Source organism: Gilliamella sp. Fer4-1 (assembly GCF_001690515.1).
GTDB lineage: Bacteria > Pseudomonadota > Gammaproteobacteria > Enterobacterales > Orbaceae > Gilliamella > Gilliamella apicola_C.
Map to the genome: position 1 here is coordinate 1 of NZ_LZGZ01000242.1, position 11497 is coordinate 11497.

Genomic DNA, 11497 nt, shown 5'->3' on the forward strand with positions numbered 1-11497 from the left:
TCGATGTTGATTCTCGGTGATTAATTTGATTTTCGTCCTATTATCAACGCCGCTTGCTTTAGGATGTCATTCTCCATTAACAATCGCTTATTCTCTTTACGTAGGGCTATGAGCTCATTTTCTTGAGCACTACGATTAGCTTGAGCTGTAAACTCACCAGTGGTTTGATATTGCTTTATCCACTTATCTAATGCGGATTTAGTCAGGTTTTATTCGGTGACAATATCCGCTCGTTTTTTGCCATTTTGGTATAACATTACCCTCTGTTTTTTAAATTCATTACTAAAACTGCGTTTTTCTCTTCTTGAAATGAGATTTGTCATTGTTGGTTCCTTTTATTTTTTAGTTATCATCACAATGACCTTATTAAACTGGTACTAATTAGTGTAGCCTGTCCACTTAATTGTTTTTTTATTTTAAGATTGTCTTAAGGTTTTTGCGTTAAATTGTTAATAGGTTAAATAGATCTAGAAAATGGTTTATCTGCATAATTTACAAGCAACCTTTTATTTTTGATTAACGAGTCAAAATATAAATCCCAATTATTTTTATGTGACATGTTTTGGGTATTCAATTGTCATTAGGGATTATTGTTGGATTTATTGTGAGCATCATATCCGCATGTTTAATTAAAAACTTGGGGTAAATATTCATAAATTTCTTAATCGATTGTCGCTTTATTGGACTAAATAAACAGGTTTAGCAATGTAAAGTGCAATATAAAATAAATTATTGCGCATTTTCAGTAATGCTAAAATCGGTATTAAGGTAATGAACAATGAAGATATTAATTGTTGAAGATGATAGTTTGTTACAAAAAGGACTATACGACGGTATAACTTCAAACGGTTATGTCTGTGAAGTTGCACAAAATGGTAATCAAGCTGAACAATATATCCAATTTGGACAATTTAGCTTAATCATTTTGGATTTAGGGCTACCTGATTGTGATGGGCTTGAATTGCTAATGCATTGGCGAAAAAATGGTATTACAACGCCAGTCTTGATTTTGACTGCACGAGATACAAGACTACTAGCACGTAATTTAGTTGAAAATAGTTATCGATACAGCCCCAATGGGACTAAAATCTTGGTGAGTTGTAATAAGGATAAAAAAGACATCCTTATCACTGTACAAGATGAAGGTAACGGCATTGATGAATCTAAAAGCGAAAAACTAACCCAAGCCTTTTTTCGTATGGATCGCAAACATAATGGTATAGGGCTTGGTTTAAGTATTGTTAATCGTATTGCTAAATTACATCAAGGCCTATTTACCTTAAAAAATAGAACTGATAATGCAAAAGGTGCTATTGCAGAATTCAGGATGACTGCTTCACTTCGTCAACTAAACGAGTAATTAATCGATTATCGCTATTCTCTTTAACAATTGAGTTTAAAAAACGTTGCCAAGTTCGTTCAATTTTCCCTTTAGCAAAAAAAGAAATGTAATTAGCAATAGGGATAAGCGTCGAATTACCAATATTATCAATAATAATCAAACGACTTTTATCAGCACTTAAGTGCTGAAACAAGATATTCTTGCTTTTTATTGTCATAGTAATAATACGGTTTTTTAATAAAGCCGATTTTAAATTTTTTAATGAAATCACTAAATCAGAATAATATTGTTGTGTTAATTTTTCATCCGCAAGATATTTTTCAAGTGATGTCGCTGTTTTTCCATCATAATCACGGATAAGTTCAAAAACATGACCTTGACCATAATTGGTTAACACCGAGCCATAATATTTAGCTAACGCTTCAAATGAAATATTGCGCCTGATCAGGTGTTTATAATAGGCAATTTCGCGGTTAGTTTCCTCTTCGGCACCATCATTATAATTTACTTTAATACACTTATTAAGATCACTAGGATGATGATAACATTTACGGTGTAATCCTCTGCTAATATAATCTTTCTCTGAAAGTTGAATAGTATTGTCCATTTGTATAAATATTGTGTTACTTAATGTTGATTTTAAGTTTATCAGTAAGACTTCTTTATCGCCATGATTTTTTATTTTTACTCTAGCGCTTTTATATTATTTCTGTATAATATTGCCACCCACGTTACGACAACGTTTTTCCCAATGTTGTTTTAGGTTGTGAGCATTAATATAACCACTCGAAGGGGTGTGTTGCTTAATAGTAACAATCAAAAAGTGTAAATAAATCAATTGATTTATTGACGTGAGATTAATTAAAAATTGGATAATTACGAATGAGTACTTTTTCAGCTAAACCAGAAACAGTTAAACGCGACTGGTACGTTGTTGATGCAGCAGGTAAAACGTTAGGTCGTTTAGCTACTGAAATCGCAAGCCGTTTGCGTGGTAAACACAAAGCAGAATACACACCACATGTTGATACAGGTGATTATATTATCGTTATCAATGCAGAAAAAGTTGCTGTAACAGGCAAAAAACGCACTGATAAGATCTATTATCGTCACACTGGTTACATCGGTGGGCTTAAAGAAGCGACTTTTAAAGAAATGATTGAACGTCATCCTGAACAAGTCATCGAGATTGCTGTAAAAGGCATGTTACCGAAAGGTCCTCTTGGTCGTGCAATGTACCGTAAACTAAAAGTTTATGCTGGTAATGAGCACAATCATGCGGCACAACAACCGCAAGTATTAGATATTTAAGGGGATAGAAGATGGCTGATAATCAATATTACGGAACAGGTCGCCGCAAAAGTTCTGCTGCTCGTGTATTTATCAAACCAGGTAGTGGTAACATCGTTATTAACAAACGTTCATTAGAGCAATACTTTGGTCGTGACACAGCTCGTATGGTTGTTATGCAACCGTTAGAGTTAGTCGAAATGACTGACAAACTTGATCTTTACATTACTGTTAAAGGTGGTGGTATTTCAGGTCAAGCTGGTGCAATTCGTCACGGTATTACTCGTGCATTAATGGAGTATGACGAAACTTTACGTTCAGCGTTACGTCAAGCAGGTTTTGTTACTCGTGATGCTCGTCAAGTTGAACGTAAAAAAGTGGGTCTACGCAAAGCGCGTCGTCGTCCACAATTCAGCAAACGCTAAGTGCGACAAGCAGCACTAAGTGCTTGATTTTTATGAAGTTTTTCGTAAAATCAAGTGAGATAAAAGGCGGAAATGAAATACTTTCCCCTTTTATCAGTAAATAAGCGCGAAGATGAAATATTCTCTCCTTATTTACAAGCTTGTAAACTCCTCGAGGGAGCCTTCATACTCCCGAAAGGGAGATAATACAGAAAGCGTTATAGAGATAACCTTTCAACCCGTATACAAGAGGGGACGTATTCTTGTAAGCCCTTTGTAAGGTTTAAACCTTACCAGTCCAGAGTTGAACTATATACAACTACATGATGAGCCGAAGATATAGCTGACATCAAAACTTCGCCATGAAGTAAACTGGAGCCTTTTGAGAGTCTTACACTCTCCAGTCATAGTTGGACTATACACAACTACAAGGCGAGCAATAAAACGATTGCCGACGTCTCTTTTTAACTAATAAGATACGACTTAATGTCCAGGGTTTATTCAAAACCACAGGGTGAAACATTAAGAAAGTAATTACAATATAGACAAAGTGATTAGTCGCAACATTAATCAACATAATATTAAAGTTAAGCGTAATACTAACTTTAAGGTTGATAATGAAGGGGCAATAGAGAATCATGTCTACAATATATTATTGGTAAAATATCAGGTGTAAAAGCCTATTTATTTCACTCGAGCAGTTTTATGAGCAGTGCATAAGCTGTTATTGCCATTGTTGGAACGAGCTAGCAATTAAGCGAGAGCGTGAGCCAACCTACTTTATGGCGAGTAGTAGTCTAGGGATAGTGCGAGACGGGTAACGGTCTGGTGCGGAGCTTCCCGACAATGTACCCCCTTGAGGAATAGCAAGGTTAGTGGAATCGTGAGGTGAAACTAAGTAATAACCAGTAGCAGGTTATGAGGGGCTAGACTGAATAGAAAGATGAACGTAAGTGAATAGATGATAAACGTCGTAATGCTGACAAAGCCAAAGCTACTGATAGGCTTTAACCAAAAGGTGCATAGTGGGTTATTCCTGTTTAGCGTGGGAATACGCCATCATACGACTATCGGCGGACAGTCTACATCTTAACTATTCGTGTGGTAATAACGGAACTTGGTAAGCCTGTACATTTGCCGTCCACAATTCAGCAACCGTATATATACGGAAAATGGAAGAGTGTACGGCAGGCAGAGCGTAAGCAATGCTGTTGAGTGTGCAGGTAAAGGAGGTTAGAGAAAGCGAAGGGTTGGCTGTAATGGCTAACATAGGGTGTGAAACATAACCTAACCCGAAAGGGTGCAGACTTCTAACTGGTCTTCCGTCGCAAGATGACGGGCTAATCCTTTAGTGGATAATTTCTAATGGAATTATTTTAGGCGAGGGATGAGCTGACGAATGCCTAACAGTTTAAAATGAATTATTGGGAAGTAATTCATCTGTGACAAGCAGACGCCAAACTCAAAACTCAATCATTAACCATGTTACATCGTGGTAGAGTTATTTGATTTACTGAATAACTACCACTGTAACGTGGTAATTCTTTGGTAGTTATTCACCACAATCAAGTAATTTCTGCTACTTCTTGTATCAAGAGGTAAGTATGAAAGAGCAAGCTCATAATAGCTTAAAGGCTAATAAGAGTCCAGCTCCAGCGACCTCTGACATGGCTCGTAAATGGCACAGTATTGACTGGGTCAAAGCAACAAGACATGTTAAAGGATTGCAGAGTAGGATTGCGAAAGCGACACTTGAGAATAATTGGCGCAAAGTGAAAAGATTGCAAAGATTATTAACACGCTCGACTTACGCTAAGCAATTAGCAGTAAGAAGAGTGACTGAAAACAGAGGTAAAAGGACTACGGGAGTTGACAAAGTAGCATGGTCAACTGCCGAGGCAAAATGGCAAGCGATTGCAACGTTGACAAGTAAGGGATATAAACCGATGCCACTTAGGCGAGTATATATCCCAAAGTCTGATGGAAAGAAACGCCCTTTGGGTATTCCGACTATGAAAGACAGAGCAATGCAAGCGCTTTATCTATTTGCCCTTCAGCCTGTAGCAGAAACAACAGCGGACAAAGGCTCCTATGGGTTTCGCATTAATCGTTCAACGGCAGATGCGATAACACATATACATCGAATATACTCGCACAAAGGGAGGGAAACAAACCAACCTGCGCAGTGGGTATTAGATGCAGATATACAGGGCTGTTTTGACCATATTAGCCATGAATGGTTAATAAATAATATCCCAATGAATAAAAGGATATTAAAGAAATGGTTAAAATCGGGCGTTGTGGATATGGGACAGGTAAAAGCAACGGAGGAAGGAACACCGCAAGGCGGCATAATTTCCCCGACACTAGCGAATATGGCGTTAGATGGCTTAGAGAAAGTGCTCGCTGAACACTTCGGTGAAAAAGCAAGTAAGAAAATCAGGCAACATAAAACGTACATGGTAAGGTATGCGGATGACTTTGTCATATCAGGGATTTCGAAAGAGTTACTGGAAGAAAAGGTTATCCCAGTGGTTAAGGCGTTTCTCAAAGAAAGGGGGTTAACTCTATCGGAGAGAAAAACCAACATCGTGCATATCGAGCAGGGTTTTGACTTTTTAGGTTGGACGGTAAGAAAGTTTAACAAGAGTATCATTATCAAACCGAGTAAAAAGAATGTGAAAGCATTTTATAACAAGGTAAGAGAGAGGATAAAGAAGTTAAGCATGATAAAACAAGAAGACTTAATAAAAATACTTAACCCAATGATAAGGGGGTGGGCAAACTACCACCGAAGTCAAGTCGCCAGTGAAGCTTATGGGCATATGGATGCATTAATATGGCGGGCTTTATGGAATTGGAGCAAAAGACGACACAGCAAGAAAGGCAAACGTTGGATTAAAGAGAAATACTTTAAAACAACCGCTAATCGAGTGTGGAACTTTGGTACTACGATAAAAGACCGTCATGGTGTAGAGAAATGGGTTGAATTATTGCAATGTAGCAAGACAGCAATCAAACGACACATCAAAGTAAAATCGGACTATAACCCGTTTTTACCTGAATGGGAATTATACGGAGAAACATTATACCAAAAACGGATGTATGAGGAATACTCACACAGAAGTAAATGGCAAATGTTGTATAAAACTCAAAAAGGTCGTTGTGGATTATGTTTACTCCCTATCACAAAAGAAACGGGATGGCATGACCACCATATAATCTACAGAGTGCAAGGGGGCAGTGATGCTTTGAAAAATAGAGTGTTATTACATCCTATCTGTCATAAAAAAGTTCATGCGCTGAAGTTAGAAGTAGTGAAACTGGCTTATTAAGTCAATTGGAAGGCTTGAGCTGTATGCGGAGAAATTCGCTCGTACAGTTCTTAGGGGGCGGTGACACAGTAATGTATCACTGCTACCCGACTACAACTTTACAAAAGTTCTCAAAACCCGGCCAAGGCTGGTTTTTTTTTCGTAAATACATCCACATAACTAAAAACACTATTTTCATTGGAATTAGCTTATATAGTAAAAAGCATTTTCTATTAAAACGTATATACCACCTGATATCTTATTGCCATAAAACAGTTTCTTAAAATAAAGATAACAATAAAATTCATTTTTTTAACAAATTTGTTATTCAATTTGTTAGAATAGTAATCAATGAAGCTTATTTTAATTTTTCATATTTGGAGTGAATATGGTTGTTGCTGTTAATAAACGTTCTGTGATGACATTATTTTGTGATACAACAGATATTTACGGGCATCAGATTCGTTTTGTGCTGGCAGAAAAAGGGGTAACTGCTGAAATTGAGTTTGTAACGGCAGATAATTTACCTCAAGAATTATTGGATCTTAATCCATATGGTTCAATCCCAACATTAATTGATCGCGATCTAACGTTATATGAACCACATATAGCATTAGAATATCTTGATGAACGTTTTCCCCACCCACCATTAATGCCTGTTTATCCTATTGTTCGTGCTAACTCTCGATTAACAATGTATCGCATCAAAAAAGAGTGGTATAGTGCTTATGAAACTATTGTTAATGATCCTAGTAGTAATGAAGCACAGCTTGCACGTAAAAATTTACTTGATGATCTTGTTTCTATTTCGGTCATATTTAAAGAAAAGCCTTATTTTATGAGTGATGATTTTACGTTAAGTGATTGCTATTTTGCTCCATTATTATGGCGTTTACCGATGCTTGGTATTGAGCTACCTAAAGTTGCTGAAAAAAATTATTTGGCATATATGGCACGAATTTTTGAACGACCAGCTTTCATTAATTCATTAACAGAAGACGAAAAAAAGATAAGATCATAATAATAATTTTATCTGACTTATAATAATCGTAGACAAGGTGGCTTTTTATGGAACTTGAGCAAATGACTCCTCGCCGGCCTTATTTATTTAGGGCTTTTTATGACTGGATTCTAGATAATGAATTAACACCTTATATTGTGGTTAATACTTCGAAATATGGTGTGATAGTTCCTCAAGAATTCATTCAAAATAATCAAATTGTATTAAATATTGCTCCTCATTCTGTAGGTCAATATTGTGCAACGAACGAACAAGTAGAATTTAATGCTCGTTTTTCGGGTGTCCCTCAACACATTGTTGTACCGATGGCGGCTATTGAAGCAATTTATGCGCGTGAAAACGGCATTGGTATGGGATTTGAAGATGAACCGCAATATCATCAAGACCAATGCGAAACTCCACCTCAACAACCGAAACCAAAAACTAATCCATTTCGTGTTGTAAAATAGCTATTTTATTTGTTATTACGCCCATGCACATATTAGTAAATGGGCGACATAATATTAATTAGTGTAAAAATATCACTACATTTAACTAAATTGATTCTACTACTTTTGATAAAGGTTAGCTTGTTTTTTTATGTATACTTATGTAACTACGCCTTAAAATAGTGCATATAAAAATAGAAAATTCTCTATAATAAAATGAATAGAATTCAATTATGAAAAAATTTCCCATCACAAAATCATATCTATTATAAAAAAGCTGTGTGAATACCCCAAGCTTAGTACACAACTCACGTAGAAAATCATGCTGCTTGTTTTAGTGTTTTATACTCAATCGGTGTCATGTTATTTAACGCCTCATGCGGTCTTTCGGTGTTATAAATGGTTAGCCATTCTTCGGTTACCTTTCTTGCTTGTTCTAGATTATTAAATAGATATAAATCAAGTACCTCAGTGCGATAGGTACGGTTAAATCGTTCAATATAGCCATTTTGATAAGGGCTACCAGGCTGGATATAATCAATGGTTATATCATGTGATTTAGCCCAATTTATAAAGGTTTTTCCTGTAAATTCTGGCCCATTATCGACCCGTATTTTTAATGGATACCCATGATATTCGGCCAGTTTATCCAAATAACGAGTCACTCTACCTGCGGGTAAGCTTACTGCAATATCAATACCTAACGCCTCACGATAAAGTCATCGATGACATTGAATGTCCTAAAGCGACGTTGATTACGACTACTGTCACTCATAAAATCCATTGACCAACATTCACCTTGTTTATTGGGGACTAATAACCTTTCCGGACATCGTGGAGGAATGCGTTTTTTACGCTTTACCCTGAGATTAAGCTTTAATTCACAATACACCCGATATACCCGTTTATGATTCCATTGATAGCCGAGCTTTCTGATACGATTAAAACATTTAGGAAAGCCCCAGCGTAAATGCCGGTCTGTGATAGCATTCAACACCGAAACAATCACCGAGTCATCCTGCAACTTAGGTTGATAATAGTAATCACAACGGCTTAAACCAACAATGGCACAACTCATAGCAATAGTAACCGAATGATTTTGTTGTAGTTGCTGTGCCCACGTTTTACGTGCCCCTGTTGGCACTAAAGCTTTTTTATGATTTCTTCCTGAAGCTGGGATTTTAAGCTCAGTTCGGCAAACATCTGTTTAAGCTTACGGTTTTCCGCTTCTAGCTCTTTTAAGCGTTTAATATCCGACGTTTCCATTCCGCCGTATTTTTCTCGCCATTTATAGAAAGTTGAATTACCCATGCCATATGTACGGCACAACTCTTTAACGGGTACACCTACCTCTGCTTCTTTTAAAATAGCGACGATTTGATGTTCAGTCATTTTTTTCATCATTAAATCCCCTTTTCTTTTATCATAGAGAATTTTCTACTTTTTTGCTGTACTATTTTAGGGGGTAGTTACATAAAGGTGCACCTAAATGGTTAGTGATTTTTAGATAGTGAAAGATGGGTATGAGATAAAGCATAACCGACCACCTATTATTTAAAAGCTGCGCCGTATTAGCCCAAACTTAATCTGATAAATACTAACTACTCATCGGCATTCATTTTAATAAAATAAATGCCGATGAGTAAAATAAATTCTCCAGTTGTTTTCCTTCATTAATGCTTTTGCATCTATCTAAGTATGTATAAAAATGCATTTCCTATTTTTAATTACGCCTATTGGTTATCAGAACAAAACGCACACAACAATTTACTCAAAACTTATTCAAAGCGAGTAAAATAATCCACCAATACTTAACGTTTTTATTTAAAATGACTTACTATTCTATTAAATACCTTAAAAATGATGTCGATATTAAGATCCAACCACCAATAAAATCTAAATTGACACGCCTCCCCCCATATTTGGTTTACCTTTGTAATGCTTTTAAAATAAATACAGTTAATATGCTGAGTTGCTTTTTATTGAAACGGATGTATTGCCTGAAATCTTTTTAAAAAGATCTTTACGCTCATTTTTATTAAAAAATGTCCACGCTACAAATCGGCTTACTTTTTGTCCTTGTGCCATGGGTATAATTTTACTATCAATGACACCTGCCACTTTTAATTGTTTTTGTATTAATTCTAATGAGGATTTTTTAGATACTAACGAAGTAAACCATAAGCATTGATGTTTAAACACTACACTTTCTTTAATCATCTTTGTTATAAAAACACTTTCACCACTTTGACACCAAAGCTCGGCATGTTGCCCGCCAAAGTTAAGAACTGCTTTTTGTGTTGGGCTTGTTAACTTACCTAAATTTGTCAGCTTTTTACGCGTGCTGGCCAATGCTTCTTGCTCAGAAGAATGAAATGGTGGGTTGCACAGTGTTAGCAGGTAAAATTCTTTGGGTTTAATAATATGTTTAAATATGGCCGTCTTGTCTTTCTGCAATCGACATAACACAGATCCATTTAATAGGTTATTAGCTTGGCAAATTAACGATGCTGTTTTAATAGCGATCGGATTAATGTCGCTACCAACAAACGACCAGCCATATTCAGCACGCCCAAGAATAGGGTAAATCACATTTGCACCAACTCCGATATCAAGCACTTTCACTTGCTTGCCACAAGGGATCTGATTACCGTTGTCTTGTGCTAATAAATCCGCTAAAGAATGAATATAATCTGCCCTTCCAGGAACTGGTGGGCATAAATAACCATCAGGAATATCCCGCCACGATAACTGGTAATAATGGAGTAAAAGCGCCTTATTAAGCATTTTAACTGCTTTTGGATCGGCAAAATCAATCGACAAATTGCCATAACCATTGGGCTTAACAAACTGTGCCAAACTAGGCAAAGTTTGAATGAGCAGATCAAAATGATAACCGTCTTGATGTTTATTACGGTTATGTAAAGAAGGCTTTTTTAATGATACTGGCACACTGTTCCTATTTTATTGAAAATTAAATAGTCGCTATTATAAAATATTTAGAGCAATTAAGCGAAAATACCGACATCGCAAAACACGTGTAATATCAGTAGAAAATAATCAGTACAGCAATTTATTACCCTCTATCGTTAACGCCAGCTTATAATAGCGTGATTATAATATTTCATTGTCTCTGTTGTGGTATTTAATTGATAAAACTGAATAAAACGTAATAAAACGCTTTTTAAAATTAATTTTAGTTTTTATTTGTTATAATTGCACCAATTTAAAAAAGTAAAAAATGACATGAAAAATTATTTTAACTTACCGCTGGTATCACTTTTTGTATTATTGCTTTTCCCTTTTGATCTTTATGCAATGGGTTTTAACGAATATGATTTATCACTACTTTGGGCGATTCCTTTTGTGGGGATATTACTTTCTATTGCGTTAATTCCGCTATTTTTGCCACAACTTTGGCACTACCATTACGGCAAAATCATTATTTTTTGGACGTTGTTATTTTTAGCCTTTTTGTTGTTTTCATTTGGTTTGCAAACCGCCATCAATATTACCGTTCATGCAATTATGGTGGAATATCTTCCCTTTATCTTGTTATTGTTGGCACTATTTACCGTTTCAGGCGGAATTTTTATTAAAAGCGATGTGCTTAGCACACCCAAGCTAAATGTTGGTTTGCTGGCAATCGGAACGGTATTAGCCTCAATCATGGGTACTACAGGCGCAGCAATGTTAAT

General features: G+C 36.1%; 9 protein-coding genes and 1 pseudogene. 7 read left to right on the forward strand and 3 right to left on the reverse strand.

Annotation, left to right across the window (positions count from 1 at the left end):
* Positions 1–778 precede the first annotated feature (778 nt).
* Positions 779–1360, forward strand: coding sequence for an ATP-binding protein (locus tag A9G30_RS08515; RefSeq protein ID WP_065588667.1), 582 nt, complete (start codon positions 779–781; stop codon positions 1358–1360).
* On the opposite strand, the gene A9G30_RS08520 is transcribed toward A9G30_RS08515, so the two are convergent.
* Positions 1323–1949, reverse strand: a complete 627-nt coding sequence (locus tag A9G30_RS08520) for a YrbL family protein (protein ID WP_065588668.1) — start codon at positions 1947–1949, stop codon at positions 1323–1325. The genes A9G30_RS08515 and A9G30_RS08520 overlap by 38 nt on opposite strands.
* A 275-nt stretch (positions 1950–2224) precedes the next feature.
* Here A9G30_RS08520 and rplM point away from each other — a divergent pair, with 275 nt between their 5' ends.
* From rplM to A9G30_RS08545, 5 genes are all read left to right on the forward strand, one after another.
* Positions 2225–2653 carry a 50S ribosomal protein L13 gene (gene rplM / locus A9G30_RS08525; RefSeq protein WP_065566227.1) on the forward strand — a complete coding sequence of 143 codons (429 nt, stop codon included), beginning with the start codon at positions 2225–2227 and terminating at the stop codon, positions 2651–2653.
* An 11-nt stretch (positions 2654–2664) separates the two neighbouring features.
* A complete protein-coding gene (gene rpsI / locus A9G30_RS08530; RefSeq protein WP_034915459.1) occupies positions 2665–3057 on the forward strand; it encodes a 30S ribosomal protein S9 in 393 nt (130 codons plus the stop codon).
* Positions 3058–4640: 1583 nt separating this feature from the next.
* A complete protein-coding gene (gene ltrA / locus A9G30_RS08535; protein ID WP_065588669.1) occupies positions 4641–6371 on the forward strand; it encodes a group II intron reverse transcriptase/maturase in 1731 nt (576 codons plus the stop codon).
* Positions 6372–6738: 367 nt separating this feature from the next.
* Positions 6739–7371, forward strand: coding sequence for a stringent starvation protein SspA (gene sspA / locus A9G30_RS08540; RefSeq protein WP_065566228.1), 633 nt, complete (start codon positions 6739–6741; stop codon positions 7369–7371).
* Between the two features lie 47 nt (positions 7372–7418).
* Positions 7419–7820, forward strand: a complete 402-nt coding sequence (locus A9G30_RS08545; RefSeq protein WP_065566229.1) for a ClpXP protease specificity-enhancing factor — start codon at positions 7419–7421, stop codon at positions 7818–7820.
* A 299-nt stretch (positions 7821–8119) separates the two neighbouring features.
* Here A9G30_RS08545 and A9G30_RS08550 read toward each other — a convergent pair.
* Positions 8120–9200 (reverse strand): annotated as a pseudogene (locus tag A9G30_RS08550) (IS3 family transposase).
* Positions 9201–9758: 558 nt separating this feature from the next.
* Positions 9759–10751, reverse strand: a complete 993-nt coding sequence (gene rlmF, locus A9G30_RS08560) for a 23S rRNA (adenine(1618)-N(6))-methyltransferase RlmF (RefSeq protein WP_065588670.1) — start codon at positions 10749–10751, stop codon at positions 9759–9761.
* Positions 10752–11045: 294 nt separating this feature from the next.
* Here rlmF and A9G30_RS08565 point away from each other — a divergent pair.
* On the forward strand, positions 11046–11497 hold a 452-nt coding region (locus A9G30_RS08565), incomplete at its 3' end, for a sodium:proton antiporter (RefSeq protein WP_218057797.1).

Coding starts and splice junctions, on each gene's coding strand:
- A9G30_RS08515 (WP_065588667.1), top strand. CDS start 779: ATGAAGATATTAATTGTTGAAGATGATAGTTTGTTACAAAAAGGACTA.
- A9G30_RS08520 (WP_065588668.1), bottom strand. CDS start 1,949: ATGGACAATACTATTCAACTTTCAGAGAAAGATTATATTAGCAGAGGA.
- rplM (WP_065566227.1), top strand. CDS start 2,225: ATGAGTACTTTTTCAGCTAAACCAGAAACAGTTAAACGCGACTGGTAC.
- rpsI (WP_034915459.1), top strand. CDS start 2,665: ATGGCTGATAATCAATATTACGGAACAGGTCGCCGCAAAAGTTCTGCT.
- ltrA (WP_065588669.1), top strand. CDS start 4,641: ATGAAAGAGCAAGCTCATAATAGCTTAAAGGCTAATAAGAGTCCAGCT.
- sspA (WP_065566228.1), top strand. CDS start 6,739: ATGGTTGTTGCTGTTAATAAACGTTCTGTGATGACATTATTTTGTGAT.
- A9G30_RS08545 (WP_065566229.1), top strand. CDS start 7,419: ATGGAACTTGAGCAAATGACTCCTCGCCGGCCTTATTTATTTAGGGCT.